We start from the raw sequence: 24,740 nt of genomic DNA on the forward strand, positions 1-24,740 counted from the left end.
GGGGAAGCGCTTACTACCGGGTCGCTGCGACCACGCCCCCCACCTGCGGAGTATTCAGTTCCGGTTCACTTGGGCGTATCCGTCCGGCAGTTGAGAAAGCGCTCACTGCGGAGAGCATCCGAGGCGCACGAGCCATGACGAAAGGGGTCGCGGGAACATGGGCGATACGCCGATGCATACGACAGCGGAGAATTGGGCAGATCCCTCGACCTGGCTTCCGTCCCAGGTTCCGTTTTCCCTTCTTTCACCGAATGGCGATGTCCCGAAATTCGACACCACGCATGGCTCGGGCGAGCGGACCTACCCCGAGCCGTCGGCCGAGGCGCTGCTGACGGCGTACCGGAAGATGGTCGTGGGGCGCCGCTTCGACGAGCAGGCGACCGCGCTCGCCCGGCAGGGCAGGCTCGCGGTCCACCCCTCCAGTCTCGGCCAGGAGGCCTGCCAGGTGGGTGCGGCGCTCGCGCTGCGCGCCACGGACTGGCTGTTTCCCACCTACCGGGACTGCGTCGCGCTGGTCAGCCGCGGGATCGACCCGGTCGAGGCGCTGACGCTGCTGCGCGGTGACGCGCACTGCGGCTACGACCCGGTGCGGCACCGCACGGCACCGCAGTGCACCCCGCTGGCCACCCACGCCGCTCACGCCGCGGGACTTGCCCACGGCGAGCGGCTCAAGGGCACGGGCACGGTCGCCCTCGCGCTCGTGGGCGACGGCGCGACCAGCGAGGGCGACTTCCACGAAGCCCTCAATCTGGCGGGCGTGCTGAAGGCGCCGGTGGTGTTCCTGGTGCAGAACAACGGGTACGCCATCTCCGTCCCGCTGTCCGAGCAGTGCGCCGCGCCGAGTCTGGCGTACAAGGGGATCGGCTACGGCATCCGCTCCGAGCAGGTGGACGGCAACGACGCCGCGGCCGTACTCGCCGTGCTGGGCACGGCCGTCGAGGACGCCCGGACGGGCGGCGGGCCGTGGCTCGTCGAGGCGCACACCTACCGGCTCGGCCCGCACACCAGCGCCGACGATCCCTCCCGGTACCGCGCCACCGCGGAGGCCGACCGCTGGCGGGAGCGCGACCCGATCGCCCGCCTGGAGTCCGCGCTGCGCGAGCAGGGCCTGCTCACCGACGCCGACGTGAAGGCCGTGACCGCCGAGGCGGAGGCGTACGCCGCCGATGTGCGCCAACGGCTCGCGGCGGACCCGGAGTTGAACCCGTCGGCCCTCTTCGACGACGTCTTCGGCACCCTGCCCCCACACCTCACCGATCAACAAGCCCTCCTGCGGGCCGAGTTGGAGGAACGCTGACATGACCGCGGTCGACACGGGGATGGCCCAGGCACTCAACGCCGCCTTGCGGGACGCACTGGGCGCGGACGAACGCGTCGTGGTCCTCGGCGAGGACGTCGGCCGCCTCGGCGGCGTCTTCCGGGTCACCGACGGGCTGAGAGAGGCCTTCGGCGACCGGCGCTGCTTCGACACACCGGTCAGCGAGGCCGGCATCGCAGGCCTCTCGGTCGGCATGGCGATGGCCGGCTGGCGGCCCGTGGTGGAGATGCAGTTCGACGCCTTCGCGTACCCGGCGTTCGAGCAGATCGCCTCCCACGTGGCCAAGATGCGCAACCGCACCCGGGGCGCCCTCACCCTCCCGATGGTCGTACGGATCCCCTACGGCGGCGGCATCGGCGGCGTGGAGCACCACAGCGACTCCAGCGAGGCGTACTACGCGCACACGGCCGGCCTGAAGGTCGTGACACCGGCGACGGCTGCGGACGCGTACTCCCTGCTGCGGGAGGCCATCGACGACCCGGACCCGGTGATCTTCCTGGAGCCGAAGCGCCGTTACTGGACCAAGGAGGCGCTCGAACTCCCGCTCCGCACCGAGCCGTTCGGGACCGCAGCGGTGCGCCGCGCCGGAAGCGACGCCACCCTCGTGGCGTACGGCCCCTCGGTCGCCGTAGCGCTCGAAGCGGCTCAACTGGCCGCCGCGGAAGGCCTGGACGTCGAGGTGCTGGACCTGCGCACCCTCGTCCCTCTCGACGACCGTGCGCTGGAGGAGTCGGTGCGCAGGACCGGCCGGTGCCTGGTGGTGCACGAGGCGCAGGGCTTCGCCGGTGTGGGCGCCGAGATCGCGGCGCGGGTGCAGGAGCGGTGCTTCGACGCGCTGCGCGCTCCGGTGCTGCGGGTCACGGGGTTCGACATCCCGTATCCGCCTCCGTTGCTGGAGGACGCCCATCTACCGGGGGTACACCGGGTGCTCGACGGCCTCCACCGTCTGCTGCCCGCCTTCGTACGCGGAGCTCGCGGCCCCGTGCCGCTCTCCGGCCCCACCGCACCCGGGCGGACCTTCCTCCTCCCCGACCTGGGGGAAGGGCTGGCCGAGGCGGAGGTACTGGAATGGATGGTCGCCGTGGGCGACCCCGTCGAGCACGATCAGGTCGTCGCGGAGCTCGAGACGGCCAAGTCCGTGGTGACGCTGCCGAGTCCGTTCGCCGGGACGGTGACGGCCCTGCACTGTCCGGCCGGTGAGGTCGTCCGGGTGGGGGCGCCGCTGCTCACCGTGGAGGAGGCGGCCGGTTCGGGCGCCGTCCTGACCGGCTACGGCACGTCGTCCCGGCCGGGACGTCACCACTCGCCGCGGCCGGCGACCACGACCGCGCTGCCCGAAGACGCCGCCGCGCCGGCCGTCCACATCCCTCCGCAACGATCCGCCACCCGTCTCCCGCTGGGTCCGGCGGCCGAGAAGTTCTCCCGTGGGCACCGTGACACGCCTGCGGTGACCATCTGGGCGGACACCGAGGCCGACCGCCTGCTCGCCGCCCGCGCCACCCACGGGACGGGCCTGCTGCCGCTGATGGCCCGGGCGTGCCTCGACGCTCTCGCCGCGTTCCCGGAGCTCAACTCCCGTGTGGACACGGGCCGCCAGGAGCTCGTCCGGCTGCCCGAGGTGCATCTCGGTTTCGCCGCGCAGACCGACCATGGCCTGGTCGTCCCCGTGGTCCGCGACGCCGACCGTCTCCCCCTCGACGACCTCGCCGCCGAGCTGCGGCGCCTGACCGGCCTCGCCCGCCGCGGCTCGCTTCCCGCCGAGCACCTCACCGGCGGCACGTTCACCCTGAACAACTACGGCGGCTTCGACGTCGACGGCGCCACCCCGATCCTCAACCACCCCCAGGCGGCCATGATCGGGCTGGGCCGCATCACCGACCGCCCCTGGGTGACGGACGGCCGCGTCGAGGTCCGCAAGGTCGTGAACGTGTCCCTCACCTTCGACCACCGCGTCTGCGACGGCGGCACGGCGGCAGGCTTCCTGCGCCGGGTCATCGAGCGCCTCAACACGCCCGATCTACTGGGAAGTTGCTCCTGAGTGGCGCCGCGGCGGACGACCGTTTGCCACGATGTCGGCGTCAGGAGATCTGCGTGACCGTGCCGGGGCCGGCCCTCAGGCGGGCCTGTCCCACAGCACGTGCAGGGTGGAGGGCTTGCGGAAGACCAGGCCGTGCGGAGTCGTGGGGTGGTCCGGGTCGAGGCGCAGAGCGGGGAGGCGTTCGAGCAGGTACTGGAGGGCGATGCGGGTCTCCAGGCGGGCCAGGTGAGCGGCGATGCAGTGGTGCGGGCCGTGCGCGAAGGCCAGTTGGAGGCGGGCGCCCGCGCGGCGCACGTCGAAACGGTCGGGGTCGGGGAAGACGGCAGGGTCGCGGTTGGCACCCGCGAGGGAGACGGTGACCGGGTCACCGCGGCGGATCGATGCCGGGCCCAGTTCGAAGTCACGGGTGGCGTAGCGGTCGACCACCACGGCGCCGGGTTCGAGGCGCAGGGACTCCTCGATCGCGCCGTCCAGGAGGTCGAAGTCGGCGCGGACCAGGGCGAGTTGGCCGGGGTTCGCCAGCAGCTGCAGCAGCGCGTTGGTGATCATCGCCTCGGTGGTCTCGATGCCGCCGAACATCATGACCGCGGCATTGGACGCCACTTCGGGCAGCGTCAGCCGCCCGGCCGCGGAGACGAGCAGCGAACTGCTGCCCCGGTCGGCGACGGTGCCCTCCACCGCGGCGCGCAGTTGCGCGTACGCCGCGGCGCCGGCGGGCCCCGCCTCGCGCCCCTCGGTGATGTCCGAGACGGAGCGGACGATGGAGTCGTACCAGGTCAGGACCGTGTCCGCACTGGTGCCCACCAGACCGAGCGCCTCGGTCACGACGGCGACCGCGAGTGGTCCGGCGAAGACGCGCCTCAGCTCGGCGGCACCTGCCGGTTCCAGCGCGGTGACGAGCCGGTCGGTCTCCCGCTCGATGAACGAGGCGAAGCCGTCCCGCACCTGTCGGGGGCGGAAAGGGGCGTTGAAGGGTTCGCGGTGGCGGGTGTGCTGCTCGCCGTCCAGCGAGAGCATGCTCGGCCCGACGACCTGAGCGGTGGAGAACCGGGGGTCGTCGACGGTGAAGGTCTCGGCGTCCCGCATCACGCTCAGCGCGAGGTCGCGACGGGTCACGAGCCAGCCGCCCAGCTCGGGCAGCCAGGACACGGGCTCGTGCGCACGCAGCAGCGCCAGTCGCGGATGTGGATCGTGGGCGAGTCCGGCGAGCGTGGTCGCGGCGCCGAGCGGGAAGGAGTCAGCGGCGTTCACACCAAAGGCTAACAATCACTCGGACGGTGACACGCCGCCGGATGGCCCATCCTGCCGCTGAGCGGCATATCAGGTCATAACGTTCGCGATATGAAGAAATACCGCGCGTACCTGATGTGCACCGCCGTGGTCGTCGGGACGGGACTCGGTGCCGCTCCGCCTGCCGACCGGCATCATGCGACCCATGTGGTCTGGCCCGGCGAGTCGATCCAGAAGGCGGTGGACGCCGCCCGGTCCGGTGACACCGTGCTGCTCGCCCCCGGCACGTTCCACGAGAGCGTCAAGGTGACCACGCCCGGACTGACCCTGCGGGGCATGGGGCGCGGCACGGTGATCGCGCCGAGCACCAAGAAGGCCGCGGACAGCTGCTCCGAGGGCGGCAACGGCATCTGTGTGCTGGGTACGAAGGACCGCAACGTCAAGGGCGTCACCGTCGCCTCGCTGACCGTCACCGGCTTCACCCGGACCGGGGTGTTCGGCATGGCGACCGACGGGATGACCGTGCGGAACGTGACCGCGGTGAAGAACGGCGTGTGGGGCATCGCCCAGGAGCGCTCGGTCCGTGGTGTGTTCCAGAACAACACCGCCCAGGACAACGGCGACGCGGGTCTGTTCCTCGCCAACACCATCAAGGAGGAGGCCGGCGCGGACGACACCCAGGGCACGGTGATCGAGCGCAACCGGCTGGAGGGCAACCGCATCGGCGTCACGGTCCGGCGACTGCGGAACCTCACCGTCGCGCAGAACCGCATCACGGGCAACTGCGCGGGAGTGTTCGTCGTAGGTGACGAGAACAAGCCGAAGGCCGGCGCCGTGACCGTGCGCGACAACTTCGTCGTGCGCAACAACAAGTCGTGCCCGAAGACGGACCGGCTCGACGCGCTCCAGGGCTCCGGCATCGTCGTGACCGGCGCCGAGGACAACACGGTGACGGGGAACGTGGTCCGGGGCAACGCCGGCGCGTCCCCGCTGTCCGGCGGCATCGTCCTGTTCAAGAGCTTCGTGGGCGTCACCAGTGACCGCAACCGCGTCAGCGGCAACGTCCTCGGGGGCAACTCCCCGGCGGACATCGTCAACACGGACCAGGGAGTGGGCAACACCTTCCAGGGCAACCACTGCCGCGCGTCCAAGCCCGCGGGACTGTGCTGACCGCTCGACCCCGGCCAACCCGATGAACCAATGAGGAAGGAAGCGGCACATGACGACCGCACAGACCGCCCCACCGCCGTCCATGCGGCTGAGGGAGCTCGCGTTCGCGGCGGCATGTGCCGCCGCCCTCCGGGCCGCCGCCCGGCTGGGAGTCCCCGACGCCCTCGGCGACAGCCCCATGACCGTCGAGGACCTCGCCGCAGCCGTGAAGGCCGAGCCCCGGCCCCTGCGCCGGCTGCTGCACACGCTGTCCTGCTACGACATCTTCGCCGAACTGCCTGATGGCACCTTCGAGCACACCGACGTCTCCAGGCTGCTGCGCGAGGACGACCCGAACAGCCTGCGCGCCATCGCGCTGTGGTGCACCGAGCCGTGGACCTGGGACGCCTGGCCGAGGCTCGACGAGGCGGTGCGCACCGGGCGCAACGTCGTCGAGGACCTGTACGGCAAGGAGTTCTTCCCCTACCTCAACGAGGACGCCCCGGAATCGGCCGACGTCTTCAACCGCGCCATGACGACGTCCAGCGTGCAGTCGGCCCGGGACGTCGCCGAGTTCCTGGATCTGTCCGGGAGTTCGTCGGTCGCCGACCTCGGCGGCGGCCAGGGGCACGTGGTGGCGAGCCTGCTGGACAAGTACCCCGCGATGCACGGCACCCTGCTCGACCTGCCCCGGGTGGTGGAGAACGCGGTGCCGAGGCTGCGCGCGGGAGGCGACCTCGCCGACCGCGCGCGCATCGTGCCCGGCGACGTCCGGGTGGCCGTCCCGGTCGAGGCCGACGTGTATGTCATCAAGAACATCCTGGAGTGGGACGACGAGAGCACGGCCCGGACGCTGCGCAACGTGCGCGAGGCGGGTGGGCCGGGGGCCCGGGTCGTGGTCATCGAGAACCTCGTCGACGACACGCCCTCGATGCGGTTCAGCACCGGGATGGACCTGCTGCTGCTCCTGAACGTCGGCGGGGCGAAGCACACCACCCAGAGCATGGTGGCCCGGCTGACCGAGGCGGGCCTGGTCATCGACGACATCCGGCCGGTGAACCCCTACCTGCACGCGTTCGACTGTCACGTCCCTCAGTGATCGGAGCGCATCCGCACAGACCACCGGTGGCCGGGTCCCGCAGCGTCGCGGGCCCGGCCACCGGTGATGTCCGGCAGGCTCAGCGTGCCGGGTCGCGCTCCCAGAGATAGAAGCGCTGAGCCATGGCGTCCTTCGGGGAGCGCCAGGTCTCGGGGTCGTACGCGCTGACGTACGCGGTGAGCCGCTCGCTGACGTCCCGGAAGTCGGGATGCTGCGTGACCTTGGCGATGGCGGGACCGGGCTCGCGCTCGGACTCGATGAGGTGCATGTACACATCGCCGAACTGGAAGAGGCTGCGACGGACCACACCGACGAGGTGCGGCAGCTCTCCCCGGTCGGACTCCGCGAACACCTTGGCGATGTCGGGTGCCGATCCCGGAGCCATCCGGGCGACGATCAGAGCTTGGTGCATGGGGACTGCTCTCCGTCCTTCGTCCGGCTCAGCGGGTCAGACCCGGCGTGGCCCCGCGCTCGGCGGCGGCCTTCTCGATGCGGTCCCGGATCAGGCCCATCTGGACCTTGGAGTTCCGGTTGATGTTGTCCGTCATCCAGGCGTCGTCGACCGGCGCTTCCGGCTTCATCGCGAAGTCCTGCGTCCAGACCATCCGCGTGCCGGCCGCCACCTCCTCGTACTGCCAGTGGATGTTCATGTGGGCGAAGGGTCCCGTCTCGACCCGGCGGGCCCTGACGCTCAGCGTGTCGCGGTCGGGTTCGCGCTCCGAGATCCAGCTCCACACGGTGCCGTTCTCGTCCGGGTGCATGGTCAGCCGGAAGGTGGTCTTCCGGCCCTCCCGGGACAGCACCTCGACGGAGGCGTACTCGCTGAACAGCCGCGGCCAGTTCTCCAGGTCGTTGGTCATCTCCCAGACCAGGTCCAGGGGCGCCGCGATGGTGATCTCGTTCTGCGTGTGTCCGGTCATTTCACGCTCCTGTCATGAGGGCACCGTTGACGAGGTCGAGGAACTGACGGGGCGTCTTGGAGCGTTCGGCGTCGGGCGGCATCGGTGTGCCGTACCGGTTCTCCAGTTCGCCGACGATGCCCAGCAGGCCGAGCGAGTCGACGCCCAGGGTGTCGAAGCCCGGGTCGCCTTTGCGGAGTTCCTCCGGGTCGACGGTGACGCCGGCGGACTTCTTCATGAGTTCGGCCAGCTCTTCCACGGTGATGCGGTCAGTCATGCGCTTGCTCCTCTGCTGCTGCGCGGCGCCTCACCTCGAGGCGTCGGTGGCGCCGTGCCGCAGCACCAGCGCCGAGTTCGATCCCATGAGTCCCCGGCTCAGGACCAGCGCCGTGCGTGCCTCGGTGGTACGGGCCCGGCCGGTCACGAGGTCGAGGTCGTGGCAGATGTCGAAGACGTTGGGGGTGGGGGGGATCACGCCGTGCTCCATCGCCAGCACCGCCGCCGCGACGTCCAGCACGGGCGCCGCGCCGTAGCCCCGGCCGATGCCGGTCTTCGGCGCCGTGACGGGCACGCGCGTGCCGTGCGCGCCGAGCGCGTCGGCGATCGCCAGGGCCTCCGCTCGGTCCGCCTCCGGCACTCCGAGGGCGTCGGCGAAGACCACGTCGATCTCCTCGGGGACGCAGCCGGCCTCGTCCAGGGCGCCCCGGATGGCCTGGGCGAGCCCCTCCCGGGACTGCTCCCAGCGGGAGGCGCCGGTGAACGTCGCCGCGTGTCCGGCGAGCACCGCCTGCACGCGCGCGCCCCGTTCCCGGGCCGAGGCCTCGTCCTCCACGACGAGCATGGCGCCGCCCTCGGCAGGGACGAACCCGCAGGCCGCGGAGGTGAACGGACGGTAGGCACGGGTCGGGTCGTCCGTGGTGCTGAGCTCCTCGTAGCCGAGCTGGCAGACGACGGAGTAGGGGGCGAGCGGCGCCTCGGTCGATCCGGCCACGATCACGTCGGTACCGCGCCGTACGGCCCGCGCCGCGTGCGCGAGGGCGTCCAGACCGCCGGCCTCGTCGCTGGCGACGACCGAGCAGGGCCCCTTGAAGCCCCGGCGGATGGATATCTGGCCGGTACTGGCGGCGTAGAACCAGGCGATGGACTGGTACGGGCCGACGAACCGGCTGCCCTTGCTCCACAGCTGCTGCAGTTCCCGCTGTCCGAACGCTCCGCCGCCGGAGCCGGCCGCGGTGACCACACCCACGGAGAACGGGGAGTCGTCCGTCTCGGTCCGGCCGAGACGGGCGTCGTCCAGCGCGAGGTCGGCAGCGGCCATCGCGAAGTGCGTGAACCGGTCGGTCTGGACGAGGAAACGTTCCTCCACCGCGGCCGACGGGTCGAAGTCGCGGACCTCGCCCGCCACCCGCAGCGGCAGGTGCTCGCAGCCCTCGCGGGTGACCCGGTCCAGGACGCTGATGCCCTCCCTTGTGGACTTCCAGAAGGTCTCCGTGCTGGAGCCGTTGGGCGCGACCACGCCCATTCCGGTGATGGCCGCGCGCCGTGGATAGGGTTCGCTCATCGTGTTTTCTCCCTCGGCCGGGACAGGACCACCGCGGACTGGAAGCCGCCGAACCCACTGCCCACCGAGAGCACGCTGTCCAGTTTCCGGGCGCGGGCCTCACGGGGGACGTAGTCCAGGTCGCACTCGGGATCCGGCGTCTCGTAGTTGGCGGTCGGCGGGACGGTCTGGTTCGCCAGGGCCAGTACGCACGCGACGAGTTCGATCGCGCCGATCGCGCCGAGGGAGTGGCCCACCATGGACTTGATGGAACTCATCGGCGTGTCGTAGGCGTGCGGGCCCAGGGCCCGTTTCACCGCGGCGGTCTCGTGGCGGTCGTTCTGCTGGGTGCCCGACCCGTGGGCGTTGACGTAGTCGATCGCCGTGCCGTCGAGCCTGGCGTGGTCGAGGGCGGCCTCGATGGCCTTCGCCATCTCCAGGCCCTCACGGGTCAGACCGGTCATGTGATAGGCGTTCCCGAAGGTCGCGTAGCCGCCGAGCTCGCAGTACACGTGTGCGCCGCGGGCCCGGGCGTGTTCGAGTTCCTCCAGGACGAGCACCGCGCCGCCCTCGCCCATGACGAACCCGTCGCGGTCGGCGTCGAAGGGACGCGAGGCGTGCGCGGGGTCGTCGTTGTTCGCGGAGGTGGCCTTGATGGCGTCGAAGCAGGCCATGGTGATCGGGGAGATCGGCGAGTCCGAGGCGCCGGCTATGCAGATGTCGGCCCGGCCCTCCTCCACGGTGTGGAAGGCGTACCCGACCGCGTCGAGCCCCGAGGTGCAGCCCGTGGAGACGGTCTGCACCGGGCCGCGCGCCCCGAACCGCTCCGCCACGGTCGAGGCGAGCGTGCTCGGTGCGAACGCGCGGTGGAGGTACGGCTCGGCCTGCCGGGCATCGACGTCCCAGCGCTGCCCGCCGTGGCTGACCAGCACGTAGTCGTGCTCCAGTCGTGTGGTGCCGCCGACCGCGGTGCCCAGGGAGACACCCACCCGCCAGGGGTCCTCCCGGTCGAGTTCGAGGCCGGCGTCCCGCACCGCCTCCGTTCCGGCGGCCAGGGCGAACTGGATGTACCGGTCGCACCGTTCGGTCTGCCCGGCGTCCAGCCCGTGGTCCGCCGGGTCGAAGTCGCACTCGGCGGCGATCCGCGAACGCAGACCGGCCGGATCGAAGAACGTGATGCCCCGCGTCGCGGTGCGCCCGGCCGCCAGGAGGTCCCAGAAGGCCGGTACGCCTATGCCGCCCGGTGCGACGATGCCTATGCCGGTGACGGCCACCCGTCTCGTCATGAATGCACCTCGGCGACGGTCTCGGTCTCCTCGGTGTCGACATGGCCGAGCTGCGGACGCGGGGCCAGCGGGCCGAGGTGGAAGACCATGCGGGCCTCCACGTTGCCGACGTTGCGGAAGCGGTGGCGCATGTGGGCGGGAATCATGAGCCCCTGCTCGGGCCGCAGCGTATGCGGCACGCCGTCCAGGTCCACCTCCAGCTCCCCGCACACGACGTACACGAACTCCTCGGAGTACGGGTGGTAGTGCTCACCGATGCGGTCGCCGGGCTCGACGAGGGCGACGCCCATGAATCCGCTGGTGGAGCCGACCGTGGCCGGGGTGAGCATGGCGCGCAGATCGCCGCCGCGCCGACGGTTGGGCTCGACCTCGCTGAGATCCACGATTTTGGGACGGGATGTGATCACGACGTTCCTCCGTTCAGGTCCTGCATCGACGTGGGGGTGTGGCCGCCGCCACGGGGGGTGACGCCAGATCAGGCGTCGGGCGAGCGGCGGTCGGTGACGAGGTCCATCCGGGCCAGCCCGACGTAGCGCGCGAGCTCGCCGTCCTTCGGCGCGGACGCGTCGGCAGGGAACGTCATCAGCTCGGCGGCCTGCCCGGGGTCCGGGAGGCCGAGCGCCAGCGCGGGGTCGGCGGCGTCGAGCCCGCCGCGCACGTCGATCAGCCGTACGACGACGTCGTCGCGCTGGAAGATCGTGCTGCGCAGGACCGGGCTGCGCGGGTCGTCCGCCGCCGCCTCGTCCTGCCGGGCCAGCAGCTCGGCCAGGCGCATGCCGCAGCCGGGCCGGGCCGGGTAGGACAGCGCGTACCGCTCGGCTCGCGGGTCCTGCTGCTCCGCCGTCACGTGGTGCACGGCGGGCAGGGCGGCCCGGGTGAAGAAGACGCGGGCGGACTCGGGGTCGTTCAGGTCCCGGTCCTGCTCCAGATAGGGGTTGATGGCCTCCTCGACGGCGCGCACCTCGGGCTGCCGGGACACGTGGCGCAGCGCGGCGAGCAGGTCGCCCCGCACCTCGATGGCCCGCACCACCCGGTTGCCGTGCATGAACAGCGACGTGCGGCACAGCCGGGTGGCGGCATCGACCTTGGGGTCGGGCGAGGCGTAGTCGGCGAGGATCCTGGCGACCGTCTCCTCGCTGCCCGGCTTGACGGTGAAGGTGAGGGCGTGGCGGATGATGCCGTCGCCGATCCTGGGCGACGCCTGGAGCCGGCGCTTGCCGGCCTTGGTGTCCACGGCCGGTCCGCCCGTCTCACGGACGATGTGGAAGCGCAGCGACCTGGTGTCCCGCACACAGCTGTGCAGGGGCTCCACCATCCGCACGTGCTCCTCGCTGTTCACCCATGCGAGGAACGGCGGGGCACTCTCCCACTCACTGGTGATGAGCCATTGGGAGGGGTTCTCGATGGACTGGCACAGCTGGTCGCTGACGTGCCCGGGAACGGACGCGACCTGGTTGCACAGGAGCTCGTACGCCTCCAGGAACTGCTGCTGGGCCCCGTCGTAGACGTCCACCAGCAGGACGACCCTGAGTCTGGAGCCGTCGAACACGGACTGGGAGACACGTGGCGACACCTGTTGGGTCAGCGGGCCGGAAACACGTTCGGACGTGGTGGTCATCCTGCGCACATCTCCTTCGCGGAGGGGGGAAGTGGTTGTTCGAGCCGCGGTGATGCGGCGTCAGCGTTCCTCGATCGTGTGCCCGTCCCGTGAAGAGCGCGACTCGTATGCACTACGCGGGTGACGCTCAGACGAGATGGGCGAAGACCACCAGGTTGTCCGTGTAGTCCCGGACCGAGCGGTCGTAGTCACCCGCACAGGTGATGAGCCGCACCTGGGCCTGCGGGGTGTCGGCGTACACGCGGTCGCTGGGGAAGTTCGACTTGTCGAAGGTCTCCACGCCGTCGACCCGGAAGGTCACGGTGCGCCCGTCGGCCCGCAGGACGGAGAACCGGTCGCCCTTGCGCAGCTCGCCGAGGTTCGCGAAGACCGCCGCGGACGTCTTGGTGTCGACGTGACCGGCGATGATCGCGGTTCCGGCCTCGCCGGGGGAGGCTCCCTTGACATGCCAGCCGACGAGGTTGGTGTCGGCGGCCGGAGGCGGCTCCAGCTGTCCGGTCGAGCCGATGTAGAGGTCGGTGAAGGGGGCGTCGACCCCGATCTTCGGAATGCGCAGGCGCACGGGCCTGGACCGGGGCAGATGCTTCCCCGCCGGCTGCCCGGCGGGCGGTGCCGACGCGGCCGACCGCGGCGGCGAATCTGCGGCCTGCGGGGCCGTCGCCGCGGACTGGGGGCCGCCCGGCGGGCTGGAGGCGTCGGTCGACTCGCCCTGGCCGCTGATCAGGCTCGCGGCCAGCAGCAGGCCGGCCGCGGCGCACATCATCATCGCCCCCGAGCGGGACGATCCCTGGCCGGTGGACACCGGGTCGTCGCCGGTGGGGGAAGGGGGGGCTGCCATCGGAAATCACCTCAATCGGGCACGGCAGCGGGGCGGACCGGGATGCGAACAGCGAGCCGGGCCGCCACACGGGCAAACGGGTGGCGGCCGCGGCTGCGCTATCGCATCAGGCATGGATCAGGCCGGGCTTCCGGCCAGCTTCTTGCGGCGCACCGCATACAGGCCGGTCGCGGCCACGGCCAGGACCGCCAGTCCGCCCGCGGTCGCCGACGGGGTGGCAAGGCCTCCGCCGCCGGTGTGCATCCCACCGCTGGGCTTCTCGTGTCCGCCGCTCCATGAGTCGTTGCCGCGGCCACCGTCACTGTCGTGGTCGCCGCCCCAGGAGTCCTGGCCGTGCTCGCCCTCCTTGTCCTTGTAGGTCTCCGGGTCCGTCTTCGGGTCCTTCGCGGTGGCCCAGTCGTCGCGGTCGTTCACCGCGGTGAGCGCGCCACCACCCGTGTGCATGCCGCCGTGCGGGGAATCGTGCTTGGTGTCCTGGCCGTGCTCCTTGCCGTGCGAAGAGCCGTCGCTGTACGAAGAGTCGTCGTGATCCCAGTCGCCCCCGGCGGCGTATGCGCCGGGTGCACCGATGGCGAGGACGGCCGAGGCCGCCGCTGTCGCCAGGATCATGCGAGCAGAGCGCATCTGATGGTCCTTCCGTCAGGCCCGGCAGCTGGGACTTTGTCAGCTGTCTTGACCGGGCCCCGACGTGATCCACCGTCAGCCAGACATCGCCGGGCCACCAGTCGGGACGATCACCCGGGTGAAGCGAGCACACCTCACCCGGCACTCTGCCGGGCGGGTGATCAGGCCAGTGACAGACCGTCTTCCAGGGCCCTGCGCAGCGCCGATCCGGCATCCGGATCCGGTCCGGACGACCGCCACGCGACGAACCCGTCCGGCCGTACGAGGACGGCGCCCCCGCGGGTCGTGCCGTGGCGCTCCGCCCAGTCCACATCGCCCTCCGGAACCAGTTCGGCCTCGGGTCCGGCGCCCACTCGGTACGACCGGACGGGGACCGACATCTCGTCGGCGAGGCGGGTGGCGGCCTCGTGCCATCCGCTCGGGTCACCGGCGTCGCTGAGCAGGACCGGGGTCCGTTCGTAGAGGTCGAGAGTGGAGATCCGTTCGCCTCCGCGCTTCACCCACAGGTGGGGCGCCCTCGTGCCGGGCGCCCCGCTCAGGTCGAGGTTCTCCGGGACGACCGCTGCGGCGGGATCGGCGCCGACGACCGCGCCCTGCGGGTACCGGTAGCCGAGCGCCACGTTGAGGATGCCTCGCTGGCGGCCGCCGCCCGCACCCGGCGGCGGGGTGAATCCGGGGTGACTGTGTTCGGCCGAACGGACGGCGGCGCGGGCGCTGGTCGCCTCCGCCACCGGGCGGCGCTCGGCGTCGTAGGTGTCCAGCAGCCCCTCCCCCGCCCAGCCGCCGAGGACCGCGGCCAGCTTCCATGCGAGGTTGTGCGCGTCCTGGATTCCGGTGTTGGAGCCGAAGGCACCGGTGGGCGACATCTCGTGGGCCGAGTCACCGGCCAGGAAGACCCGTCCGGAGCGGTAGCTGCGGGCGACGCGCTGGGCGGCGTGCCAGGGTGCCCGGCCGGTGATCTCCACGTCGAGATCGGTCAACCCGACCGCGCGGCGGATGTGCTCGATGCACCGTTCGTCGGTGAACTCCTCCAGCGTTTCGCCGTGTTCGGGGTGCCAGGGGGCGTGGAAGACCCAGTTCTCGCGGTTGTCCACCGGCAGCAGCGCTCCGTCGGCGTCCGGGTTCGTCAGGTAGCAGACGATGAAGCGGCGGTCGCCCACGACGTCGGCGAGACGGCGGGAGCGGAAGGTGATGCTGACGTTGTGGAACAGGTCGCCCGGACCGCTCTGACCGATGCCGAGCTGCTCACGGACGGGGCTGCGGGGGCCGTCGGCGGCGACGAGGTAGTCGGCGCGGATGGTGGTGTGCTCGCCGGTCTCGCGGCTCTTGGCCACGGCGGTGATGCCGGTGGGGTCGCTCTCGAACGACATGAGTTCGGTGGAGAAGCGCAGCTCGCCGCCGAGTGCCCTGGCGTGGTCGAGCAGGACCGGCTCCAGGTCGTTCTGGCTGCACAGGCACCATGCGCTGGGGCTGAAGCGGGCCAGTCCGCCACCGGGGTCGATCTCCCTGAACAGCCACTCGCCCGCGTCGCCGACCAGGGTGGGCGCCTGCAGGATGCCGTGGTTGTCGGCCAAGGTGGCGGCGGCCTCATGGATCGCCGACTCGACGCCCGCCACCCGGAACACCTCCATCGTGCGGACGTTGTTGCCGCGGCCGCGCGGGTGGATGGAGGTGCCGGAGTGCCGTTCCACCAGGGCGTGGCGCACCCCCAGCCGTCCCAGGAACAACGAGGTCGACAGGCCGACCAGGGAACCGCCGACGATGAGGACCGGGACCCTGAGGGTGTGGTGGTCGGCCTGGTCGACTCGTTCGTTCATCACTCTCGCCTCCAGCACGTCTTTGTCCGCGACCGGCCGGATCGGGCCGCGGTCCTCATGCATGCCCCGCGAATCGGACGGCGGCTCAGGCTTCACCCGCCTGTCACCCGGTGGGCAGCCCAATGGGTGCGGAAAGCGGGTCTGAGCCGGGTCTGAGTACGACGAGAGGCGTTAAGGCAAGGAACGACACCCCGATCTGACGGCGCGACACAAAAAGGCCCGGTGCCCGGCCTGTGGCCGGGCACCGGGGACGGTCTGACCTGCCGCCTACTTCCCTACCGCGTTGTTGCAGCCCATGGTCGAGCCCAGGTGGTCCTCCTGGGCGCCCGGGTTGCCCTCGCCGTTGAGCGCGCCACCCAGGGCGCCGTTGAGCAGCCCGACCGCGCCGAGGATGTCGATGTTCAGGTCGTGGGACCGGCAAGTCGTGCTCTGCTGGACGGTGAACACGCCGCCTTGACCGCCGCCGTCCTGGCCCCCGTGGGCCTGCGCTGCGCCGACGTTCAGGAACCCGACGGTCCCGAGGGCCACGACCAGAACGGCAGCCTTGCGGAGCATGTGCATGTTCTCTCCGATGGAGTGAAGGGGATGCGATCGCGAAAGATCGCCTTCGACAGCCATGGAAGTTAGGGCGAAATATCCGTAATTGGCGGGTGCCACACGGTGATTCCGTGGATTCTCACCACGGTGCGTGAAGCAGAAGGGGTACGGCGGCTGCCGCCTGCGCCGGAGGGACCCCGCGAGGGCACTCCGGCAAGGCGTGGACATCTGAAGGCAGTTCGTACGACTTACGTCACCCAGTACCGACACAGTCGGTGTGTCGTTCGAGCATTCGAGCACCGGAACTACACCGTGTCGGCCGGTGCCGTGCTCGGCGTCTGCGTGCCCGTGCCGCCGAAGCGGATGCCCTTGGCCTCCTTGCCGACGGCACTGAGGACGATCACCACGGCCAGGGCGGGCACCACGGTCCACGTCATCGCCGCGGGATAGCCGTGACGGTCCGCGATGGCCTCCTGGAGCGGCAGGTTGAGGGCCGCGATCAGGTTGCCGAGCTGGTAGGTGACGCCCGGATAGAAGCCTCGGATCGCGTCCGGGCTCATCTCTGTCAGATGCGCGGGAATGACGCCCCAGGCTCCCTGTACGCACACCTGCATCAGGAAGGCGGAGAGCATCAACCAGCCGACGGTGGTGGACAGCACGAAGAACGGCACCACCGCCAGACCTCCGGCCGCCGCGATCATGATCGTGCGGCGGCGCCCCAGCCTTTCGGAGAAGGCACCGAGCAGCGCGCCTCCGATCATGGCGCCGATGTTGTAGACCACCGCGATGGCGATGGCCGTGTCCGGGGAAAGGCCCAGGCCCTTCTTGACGAAGGTCGGATAGACGTCCTGGGTGCCGTGCGACATCCAGTTGAAGGCTGTCATCAGCGCCACCAGGTACACGAAGCGGCGCAGCACCGCCGGGTTCCTGAACACCTGGTAGGCGGGAGTGCGGTTGAGCCGGACGCTCTTCTCCCACACCTCGCTCTCCTCCACCCGGGTGCGCACCCAGAGGGCGACCAGCGCGGGCACCAGGCTGAAGGCGAACAACCCCCGCCAGCCGAAGGTGGGTTCGATGCCGAAGAAGGCCACAGCGGCGAGCAGATATCCCAGCGAGTAGCCGCTCTGCAGCAGGCCCGACCAGAAGCCCCGCCGCTCAGCGGGAATCTTCTCCATGGCCAGCGCCGCCCCCAGGCCCCACTCGCCGCCCATCCCGATGCCGTACAGCAGGCGAAGGACCAGCAGGACGGCGTAGTTGGGCGCAAAGGCGCACGCGAAGCCGACGATCGAGTAGAACACCACGTCGACCATGAGCGGCAGCCGGCGGCCTCTGCGGTCCGCCCACATGCCGAAGAGCAGGGCACCGACCGGACGCATCACCAGGGTCGCGGTGGTGAGGAAAGCCATGTCGGTGAGGGAGACATGGAATTCGTCGGCTATCTCGCTGTAGACGAGAACCACCAGAAAATAGTCGAAGGCATCCATCGCCCAGCCCAGATAGGCGGCGACGAAGGCGTTGCGCTGATCCTTGGTAAGACCAGTTGCCTGCTCTCGGACGGTCTTCAGCATGCCGGCCCTCCCACGGTTCCGCAGGGGACGCTAGGTCCGTGTGGCGATGCGGACAACGCAAGGGCCGGCAAAACACGCGCCACAATTGTCCAAAGCCGACGCTCGGTTCACCGCCAGCCCCAGCGGTGCGCTCCTGAGTCAGCCGCCCGCGAGGAATCTCAGACGTACCGTTCGATCGGCGTTGTCCTTGTTCGTGTCCGCCAACCTCCGTTAGGGCAACCCCTGGTTCAGCTTGAGGGCCCAAGGTTGACAGTCCGTGCGCGGCTCCAGGGCGCCCTGGCTCAGAGAAGCGTCCAACTCGTCGGGAATCCTGCATCCACGACAGGACTACGTCCAGCGTTTCCAGGAGGTTCTGCTCGCCCCCTGAGGGCGAGTACACACGGCTCGGTTTTTGCACTACGGGCCGCATCCAGCACTCCGCCAGGACACGCAGCCAACGCCCGACCCCCGAGGTGCCGGCCGCACCAACGGCGCGAGTACGTCCGCATCCGTGGCGAGAGGAGCTTCCGCTGGGGCGGGCGGCTCGCTCTCGCTCATGATCGGGCACCCTGGCGAACGTTCCCCCGCTCCGTCTGGCCTGCGGGGACAAAATCGACTCACCCGTACCGGCCCGACATCCATCCACAGAGAGGTGCGAATGGCTCTAAACTGGGAAAAGCACTCCATGGATGATCGAGGGCAGCGTGTCGGCCAACGGTATGGCATCGAGTTCATACCCGCTCAGCGCCGCGGGTGTCGGCGAAGCGCCCGAGCGTGACGACGCGTTGGCGAGGGCCGTGGTCCATGCGGTGGAGGTCACCGGAGCGCATACCGGAAGCGTGTTCCTGCTCTCCGGCGACCATCGCTCGCTCGTCGTGGCCGCGTCCTGCGGGACACCGCCCTCACTGCTCAGCGGGTGGCGTCGGATCCCGGTCAACAGCCGCATGCCGGTGGCGGAGGCGTGCCGCTCCGGGCGCATGGTCCACCTGGCCGGCGCGGAGGAGACGATGCGGCGCTTCCCCCAGCTCTCGATCGCCCTGCCCTACCCGTTCGGCTCTGCATCGGTCCCCGTACGGGCGGGCGAGCGGACCTTCGGCGCCATCGCCGTGGTGTGGACGCCCAAGCCGGACGGGACCGGACTGTCGAGGGCACAGCGCGGGCAGTTGCGCTCCGCCGCCGACCGGCTGGGCACCGCCCTCGCCGGACTGCGGGCCCGCGGCACGCTCGGTGAGTACGACGAGCGGACGGCTCCGGTACTGGTCCCGCTGCCGTCCGCTCCGGCGATCCGGGTGGGCCTGTTCGACTGGAACCTCGACACCGGAGCCCTCACTGCCGACGACGAGCTGTGCGCGATCTTCGGGATTGCGCCCCGCGCGTTCGACGGTCGGGCGACCACACTGGCAGCCTGCATCGAGCCGGCGGATCTGCCCGGTTTCGGGTCCGCCGCCCGCGCCGCGGTCGAGGAAGGACACCTACTGGCGCACCACCTACGCATCCTGGACGGCCGTGGTGGACACCGCGTCGTCGAGCTGTGGGGCCGGGTACCGGAGAGGCCCGACGACTCGGAGGCCTCTTGCCACCTGGTCGGCGCCGTGCTGGACTCCGGGAGCGGCATGGCCGCCGTGGCGGCGATCGAGCGGCTCGCGGACGGTTTCTTCGCGCTCTCTCCCGACGGGCGCCTCGCCTACGCCAACCACAGCCTGGAGGATCTGCTGCGGGTCCGCCAGGACGAACTGCTCGGACGGCGCCCCTGGGACATTCTGCCTTGGCTGGCCGATCCCGTGTACGAGGACCGCTACCGGGCCGCCGCCGTCTCCCAGCAGCCGGTCTCCTTCCTGGTCCGCCGCCCGCCGGACGAGTGGCTGGTCTTCTCCCTCCACCCGGGCGCTCAGGGCATGACGGGATGGGCCTCACGAGTGCAGCAGCCCGTACCGGCCGGCACCGTACCCGGTGCACCGGTCACCGAGGAGGGGCCGCCCCTCTCCTCGGCGCCTCCGCCCGCGGCCCCCCGCGTGGGTTCCCTCTACCGGGTACTCACGCTGGGCAGCGCCCTCACCGAGGCGGCCACCGCGGACGAGGTGTTCGATGCCGTCGCCGAACAGTTGCTGCCGGCGTTCGGCGGCCAGAAGCTGGCGATCGCCGTGGTCGAGGAACGGCGCCTGCACCTGCTCGCTCAGCGCGGCTACTCGAAACGCTTTCTCGCCCGGTTCGAGGGCACCCCGCTGCATGCCCGGCTGCCCGTGACGGACGCGCTGACCTCCGGGGTCCCGCTGTTCGTCGAGTCCCGGGAGCAGCTCCGCGAGACCTACCCCGGGCTCATGGCGGGTCACACCAACTCCTGGGCGTTCCTGCCGCTGATCGCCTCGAACCACCCGGTCGGCGCCTGCGTGCTCGGCTTCGACGACATCCACCGGTTCCCCGACGAGGAGCGCGGAGTCCTCACCGCGCTGGGCGGCCTGATCGGCCAGGCGCTGGAACGCGCCAGACTCTACGACGCCGAATTCGCCCTCGCCCGCGGCCTGCAGGACGCGCTGCTGCCGCGCCGGCTGCCCACTCTGCCGGGGCTGCACGTCACCGGGCGTTATCTTCCGGGCACCAGGGGGATGGACATCGGCGGCGACTGGTACGACGTCATCCCCACCGGCGACGAAGTCGCACTGATCGTCGGGGACGTCGAGGGGCACAACGTCCCCGCCGCGGCCGCCATGGGCCAACTGCGCAGCGCCATGCGGGCATTCGTCGCCGCCGGCCACCGACCGAGCGATGTCGCCGCCGGCACCAACCGGCTCCACATGGACCTCGACCCGGTGCTCCTCGCCAGCTGCTGCTACGCCCAGTTCCATCCCCGCTCGGGGATCGTGCGCATCGTCCGAGCGGGCCATCTCCCGCCCCTGCTGCGCCTGCCCGACGGGCACACCAAGATCCTGGATGTGCCCGGCGGCCCACTGCTCGGCATCGACGCGACGGCACGCTTTCCGGAGTCGGAGCTGCGTCTCGCTCCCGGGTCGGTCCTGGCCCTCTATACGGACGGGTTGATCGAGAGGCGCGACTCGGACATCGGCTCCGACGTCGAGCGGCTCCGGGGGTCACTGGCCCGGCTCGGCGGGGGCGGCCTGGACGATCTGGCCGACGGGCTGCTGCGGGATGCCTGCCACGCTTCCCCCGACAGGGCGGACGACATCGCGCTCCTGCTCACCGAGTACGCCCCGCCACGTTGACCAGTCCCTGCCGCCACTGTCACGTGCCCCAGATCTTCCGGTACGCCTCCCGGTATCCCGCCGGATCCCAGGTCGTGGCGCCGTGGCTGTTGTCGGCCGTACTGATGTGGACGGGGGCCACATACCCGCTGGCAGGCCGGCCGGAGAAGGCGCGGTTGAACTCGTCGACGATCTGCCAGCCCTGCAGGGACAGCGGCTCCGGCACGGTGGCCGCCTGATACTGCTTGCTGTTGATGCGCTGGAAGGCGGAGGGGTCGCCGTCGCCGGCGCCGATGTTGAAGGGCGGGCCGGAACCCTTCTTGCCGGCCGCGCGGAACGCCGGGGCGGCATCGGCGAAGTACAGGTCGTTGATGGCGACGGAGTGGGTCCATCTCCCCTGGAAGCGGGAGAGCAGTGAGGAGATCTCCCGGGGCATGCGGCTGCCGACATCCGGGATCGGGATGTTCTCGTACGCCAGCAGCTTTACCCCTGCGCAGGTGGCCAGCTCCTTCCTGATCAGGTCGGACTTGTACTTGGCGAAGGGGATCGAGGCATCGGTGAAGACCACGGCCCCGGCTGTGCCGTCGGAGCTCGTGATGACCCACTGCGCACTGGCTCTGGCCACGTCCTCGACTTTGGTGGTGACGTTGGTGAAGAGCCTGGGGCGCCGGCTGGGGCCGGGGGAAGCGACCGCGTGCCAGCCGATGAGCGGGATGCCTGCCGCGTTCGCACGCGCCACCTGCTGGGAGGTCGAGCCCGGGTCGAAGCCCCCGATGACGATGCCCGAGGGTCTGACGTCCACGGCCCCGCTCATCGCCGCCTGGATACCGGCGGGGGTGCCGCCACCGTCGATCACCCGGACGTGCCAGCCGATGACGCGCGCGGCTTCCCGCACGCTGTCCGCGGCGCCCGCGACTCCGGGATTGGTCATGGTCTGGGCGACGTAGACGATGGTCTTGCCTCCCACCGCGGTGGGACCGCTGGTCGGTCCGTTCCAGGGGATGTCGCTCCGCTCCGCCCGGCTGACGGCGGCCTGGGCCCTGGTCTGGGCCGCGGGGCAGCCGCCCGGACCGGAGGTGGGGTGCGCCGGGCCGCTCGAAGAGCCGCGGTCACAGCCGGCCAGCACGAACACCGCGACCACCAGGGCGGTGGCAGTGGACCGCGCGTTGCGGACGGTGGGGGTGTTGCGGTTGCGGTGCACGGAAGCTCCTTGCGGAGGATGCCGCCCGGGCACTCCGGCGGTGCCCGCGGCGTGGGTCATGGAGGGCTGCCCGGCGTGCCGTCGTCCTGTGTCACGGCGGGCGAATCGCGGGCGACGAACGCGCCGGTGCGCAGTCGGCGACGAGCGGAGTAGCCGGCCAGTCCGACGGCGAGGAGCAGGGTGCCGCCGTAGAACAACGGGACCGTCCAGAAATCGCCGCCCATCTGGGCGATGCCGGTGAGGCCGACGGCGAGGACGGCAACGGCGACGAGGGTGCCCAGGGCGTTGGGGCGCCCGGGTTTGATGGCGGTGGAGCCGAGGAGGGCCCCGACGAACGCGGGCAGCAGGTAGTCGAGGCCGACGCTGGGGTTGCCGATCTGCTGCTGGGCCGCGAGCAGCACTCCGTCGAAGCCGACGATCAGTCCCGACGCGGCGAAGGCGTAGACGGTGTACTTGCGGGTCGGGATGCCGACCAGGTCGGCGGCGCGCGGGTTCGACCCGACGACATACAGGTACCTGCCGAGCGGCAGCCGCTCCAGAACCACCCAGAGGGCGACCGCGAGCGCGAGCACGTAAAAGGCGGGAACCGGCAGGCCGAGGAACGTCGAGTCGTAGATGTCGGTGAAGGCGGCCGGGAGGCCTTGCGGGCCGGGGACGATCCGGCCGCCGCCCGTGACCCATCCGGTCACCGCGTACATCATGCTGCCGGTTCCGAGCGTGGCGATGAACGAGTCGATCCGTCCGAATTCGACGACGACACCGTTGAGGACGCCCACGACACCCCCTCCGGCGATCACCGTGAGGCAGGCGAGCGGCCAAGGCCACCCGTCGCCCACGACGAGCTGCATCACCATGACGTGCGCCAGGCCGAGACCGTAGCCGATGGAGAGGTCGAACGCGCCGGTCACGATGGGGACCATCGCGGCGAGTGCGAGGACGGCCGGGATCGACTGGTTGGACAGGATCGAGTCGACGGTGTCCCGGGTGGGAAAGGTACGCGGCAGGGTGAGGGAGAAGATCAGGAAGAGCAGGGCGGTGACGGTCAGGAGGCCGTAGGCGCCGATGAGTTGCCCGCTCCGTTCGTGCAGTCGGGCGAGTCGCCTCGGTGGGCCCGAGCGACGCGGCCGGGGCGGGGGCGCAGCCGGAGAGGGGGAGCCGGTCACGGATTCGCCGCGGTTCCGGAGGAGGGCAGGGCCGAAGCCGCCCGCGTGAGCTCGGTGACCGTGAGGGCCGGGCCGGTCAGCTCGGTCGTCACGGATCCGCGGACGAAGACCAGGGCGCGCCGGCACACGCCCGCGACCTCCTCGAAGTCGCTGGAGATGAGGAGGACCGCGAGGCCGGCGGCGAGCGCCTCGTCGAGCAGGCGGTGGATCGCGGCTTTGGCACCGATGTCCACGCTCGCCGTCGGTTCCTCGAGGATCAGCAGGCGCAGGGCCAGCCGCAGCCACCGGCCGATCATGACCTTCTGCTGGTTCCCCCCGGACAGCGTGGCGATGGCGGCCTCGCTGTCGTGGGGACGCACCGAGAACCGTTCGATCAGGGTGCCGGCCTCGGCGCGTTCGCGGCGGGGGCTGATCCAGCACATGGCCGACATGCCTCCCGCCCGGGGGTTGGCCAGGAGGTTCTCCCGTACGGTCAGCTCGGCGAGGCAACCCTCCCGCTGCCTGTCACCGGGTACGAGGGCGACACCCCGTCCGACGGCGTCCGCGACCGTACGGGGATGGTACGGGCGACCGCCGAGAAGGGCTCGTCCGCCGAGGAGGGGCCGGGCGCCCGCGAGGGCTCGGGCGACGCCGATGTGTCCGGCGCCCGTGAGGCCGACCAGGCCGAGGACTTCCCCCCGCCTCAGCTCCAGACTGACCGGTCCCGCGTCGGGGGTGCGCACCCCGTCCAGGGTCAGGAGGGCCGGGCCGTCGGCCGGGGTGGTGGCGAGGCGGTGATCGGTCGGCCCCTCGCCGGTGATGGCGCGCACCAGGCGGGCAGGAGGGTGGGTCGCCGGCGAGCCGTGGCTGACCAGGCGTCCGTCGCGCAGCACGGCGAAGGTGTCGGCGACCTCGTACACCTCGTCCAGGCGATGGCTGACGTAGAGGATGCCGTGCCCCCGGTCGCGCAGGGTGTGCAGCACCCGGAACAGCCGGGTGCAGTCCGCGGCGGGCAGGCGGGCGGTCGGCTCGTCGAGGACGATGAGTCTCGCCCGTGCCGCCAGGGCTCGTGCGACGGCGACAAGCGAACGCTCGGCCGGGGCGAGGCGGGAGATCGGCGTGTCGGGGTCGAGATGTCCGGCGACGACCCGCAGTGCCTCGGTGCAGTGTTCTCGGGTGAGCCGCCAGGAGATCAGTCCGGCGCGGCGCGGATACCCGGTGCTCAGAGCGATGTTCTCGGCTACCGTCATCCACTCCACCAGGCCGAGATCCTGATGGATGAAGGACATGTGCCGGGAAGCGGCGTGACTCCCGAGCGGGTGCCCGGCCACGGTGACCTGCCCCGAGTCGGCGTGGTGGACGCCGGCGAGCACCTTGATGAGCGTGGACTTCCCGGCTCCGTTGGGACCAAGGAGGGCGAGGACGCTGCCGGCGTGGACATCGAGGTCGACCCCGGCGAGCGCGAGAGTTCCCCCGAAGCGCTTGGCAAGTCCGCGGACACGGACCAGAGGTTCCGCCCCGAAGGGCGGGACCGCATGCGCAGAGGTGTCATGGGCCTCGTGCACGGACCTCTCCGGGGTTGGACCTGTCGTGTTCTTCCCTATGCACATCAGTGACATTAGCGGCACATGTCGCACATTTTCCGACATCTGGCCGCTCT

The 24,740-nt window shown here is 70.9% G+C and carries 20 protein-coding genes and 2 pseudogenes; 6 read left to right on the forward strand and 16 right to left on the reverse strand.

What is annotated here, in order from left to right:
• The first annotated feature begins 172 nt into the window (after positions 1–172).
• The 3 genes and pseudogenes from pdhA to ACYUED_RS04250 form a co-directional block, all read left to right on the forward strand.
• A complete protein-coding gene (pdhA, locus tag ACYUED_RS04240) occupies positions 173–1,297 on the forward strand; it encodes a pyruvate dehydrogenase (acetyl-transferring) E1 component subunit alpha (protein ID WP_491290978.1) in 1,125 nt (374 codons plus the stop codon).
• 1 nt (position 1,298) lies between these two features.
• Positions 1,299–2,267, forward strand: a pseudogene (locus ACYUED_RS04245) (alpha-ketoacid dehydrogenase subunit beta); the annotation flags it as partial.
• 129 nt (positions 2,268–2,396) lie between these two features.
• Positions 2,397–3,356 (forward strand): annotated as a pseudogene (locus ACYUED_RS04250) (dihydrolipoamide acetyltransferase family protein); the annotation flags it as partial.
• 75 nt (positions 3,357–3,431) lie between these two features.
• Here ACYUED_RS04250 and ACYUED_RS04255 read toward each other — a convergent pair.
• Positions 3,432–4,607, reverse strand: coding sequence for a cytochrome P450 (locus tag ACYUED_RS04255; protein WP_491290979.1), 1,176 nt, complete (start codon positions 4,605–4,607; stop codon positions 3,432–3,434).
• A 90-nt stretch (positions 4,608–4,697) separates the two neighbouring features.
• Here ACYUED_RS04255 and ACYUED_RS04260 point away from each other — a divergent pair, with 90 nt between their 5' ends.
• Together ACYUED_RS04260 and ACYUED_RS04265 are read left to right on the forward strand one after the other, a co-directional pair.
• Complete coding sequence (locus ACYUED_RS04260) at positions 4,698–5,756, forward strand: right-handed parallel beta-helix repeat-containing protein (RefSeq protein WP_491290980.1); 1,059 nt, start codon at positions 4,698–4,700, stop codon at positions 5,754–5,756.
• Positions 5,757–5,805: 49 nt separating this feature from the next.
• Positions 5,806–6,834, forward strand: a complete 1,029-nt coding sequence (locus ACYUED_RS04265; RefSeq protein WP_491290981.1) for a methyltransferase — start codon at positions 5,806–5,808, stop codon at positions 6,832–6,834.
• A 79-nt stretch (positions 6,835–6,913) separates the two neighbouring features.
• Here the strand turns inward: ACYUED_RS04265 and ACYUED_RS04270 are convergent, their stop codons facing one another.
• The 12 genes from ACYUED_RS04270 to ACYUED_RS04325 form a co-directional block, all read right to left on the reverse strand.
• Positions 6,914–7,246 carry a TcmI family type II polyketide cyclase gene (locus ACYUED_RS04270; RefSeq protein WP_491290982.1) on the reverse strand — a complete coding sequence of 111 codons (333 nt, stop codon included), beginning with the start codon at positions 7,244–7,246 and terminating at the stop codon, positions 6,914–6,916.
• 28 nt (positions 7,247–7,274) lie between these two features.
• A complete protein-coding gene (locus tag ACYUED_RS04275) occupies positions 7,275–7,754 on the reverse strand; it encodes an SRPBCC family protein (RefSeq protein WP_491290983.1) in 480 nt (159 codons plus the stop codon).
• A gap of 1 nt (position 7,755) precedes the next feature.
• Positions 7,756–8,010 (reverse strand): acyl carrier protein, encoded by a 255-nt coding sequence (locus ACYUED_RS04280; RefSeq protein WP_491290984.1) that lies wholly within the window; start codon positions 8,008–8,010, stop codon positions 7,756–7,758.
• A gap of 30 nt (positions 8,011–8,040) precedes the next feature.
• A complete protein-coding gene (locus tag ACYUED_RS04285; RefSeq protein ID WP_491290985.1) occupies positions 8,041–9,294 on the reverse strand; it encodes a ketosynthase chain-length factor in 1,254 nt (417 codons plus the stop codon).
• Positions 9,291–10,559, reverse strand: coding sequence for a beta-ketoacyl-[acyl-carrier-protein] synthase family protein (locus tag ACYUED_RS04290; RefSeq protein ID WP_491290986.1), 1,269 nt, complete (start codon positions 10,557–10,559; stop codon positions 9,291–9,293). Before ACYUED_RS04290 ends, ACYUED_RS04285 begins: the two co-directional genes overlap by 4 nt.
• Positions 10,556–10,966, reverse strand: coding sequence for a cupin domain-containing protein (locus ACYUED_RS04295; protein ID WP_491290987.1), 411 nt, complete (start codon positions 10,964–10,966; stop codon positions 10,556–10,558). Before ACYUED_RS04295 ends, ACYUED_RS04290 begins: the two co-directional genes overlap by 4 nt.
• Positions 10,967–11,034: 68 nt before the next feature.
• Positions 11,035–12,177 (reverse strand): SchA/CurD-like domain-containing protein, encoded by a 1,143-nt coding sequence (locus ACYUED_RS04300; RefSeq protein ID WP_491290988.1) that lies wholly within the window; start codon positions 12,175–12,177, stop codon positions 11,035–11,037.
• Between the two features lie 127 nt (positions 12,178–12,304).
• On the reverse strand, positions 12,305–13,015 hold the full coding sequence (locus ACYUED_RS04305) for a class F sortase (protein ID WP_491290989.1): 711 nt from the start codon (positions 13,013–13,015) through the stop codon (positions 12,305–12,307).
• Between the two features lie 117 nt (positions 13,016–13,132).
• Positions 13,133–13,639: a hypothetical protein gene (locus ACYUED_RS04310; protein ID WP_491290990.1), complete on the reverse strand. Its 507-nt coding sequence runs from the start codon at positions 13,637–13,639 to the stop codon at positions 13,133–13,135.
• Positions 13,640–13,800: 161 nt separating this feature from the next.
• Positions 13,801–15,456 (reverse strand): FAD-dependent oxidoreductase, encoded by a 1,656-nt coding sequence (locus ACYUED_RS04315; protein WP_491290991.1) that lies wholly within the window; start codon positions 15,454–15,456, stop codon positions 13,801–13,803.
• A gap of 267 nt (positions 15,457–15,723) precedes the next feature.
• On the reverse strand, positions 15,724–16,017 hold the full coding sequence (locus ACYUED_RS04320) for a hypothetical protein (protein WP_266677117.1): 294 nt from the start codon (positions 16,015–16,017) through the stop codon (positions 15,724–15,726).
• Positions 16,018–16,298: 281 nt separating this feature from the next.
• The gene (locus ACYUED_RS04325; protein ID WP_491290992.1) at positions 16,299–17,561 is read right to left on the reverse strand and encodes an MFS transporter; all 1,263 of its coding nucleotides are present in this window, start codon (positions 17,559–17,561) and stop codon (positions 16,299–16,301) included.
• A gap of 668 nt (positions 17,562–18,229) precedes the next feature.
• Between ACYUED_RS04325 and ACYUED_RS04330 the strand changes: the two genes are divergently transcribed.
• Positions 18,230–20,758 (forward strand): SpoIIE family protein phosphatase, encoded by a 2,529-nt coding sequence (locus ACYUED_RS04330; protein ID WP_491290993.1) that lies wholly within the window; start codon positions 18,230–18,232, stop codon positions 20,756–20,758.
• A 19-nt stretch (positions 20,759–20,777) separates the two neighbouring features.
• On the opposite strand, the gene ACYUED_RS04335 is transcribed toward ACYUED_RS04330, so the two are convergent.
• From ACYUED_RS04335 to ACYUED_RS04345, 3 genes are read right to left on the reverse strand one after another with little or no spacing between them, the layout of a single operon-like run.
• Entirely contained in the window at positions 20,778–21,938 is a 1,161-nt protein-coding gene (locus ACYUED_RS04335; RefSeq protein WP_491290994.1) for a substrate-binding domain-containing protein, read from the reverse strand.
• 56 nt (positions 21,939–21,994) lie between these two features.
• The gene (locus tag ACYUED_RS04340) at positions 21,995–23,101 is read right to left on the reverse strand and encodes an ABC transporter permease (RefSeq protein WP_491290995.1); all 1,107 of its coding nucleotides are present in this window, start codon (positions 23,099–23,101) and stop codon (positions 21,995–21,997) included.
• Entirely contained in the window at positions 23,098–24,645 is a 1,548-nt protein-coding gene (locus tag ACYUED_RS04345; RefSeq protein ID WP_491290996.1) for a sugar ABC transporter ATP-binding protein, read from the reverse strand. The genes ACYUED_RS04340 and ACYUED_RS04345 overlap by 4 nt, the downstream gene beginning before the upstream one ends.
• Positions 24,646–24,740 lie beyond the last annotated feature (95 nt).

The organism is Streptomyces sp. DF42 (assembly GCF_058267695.1).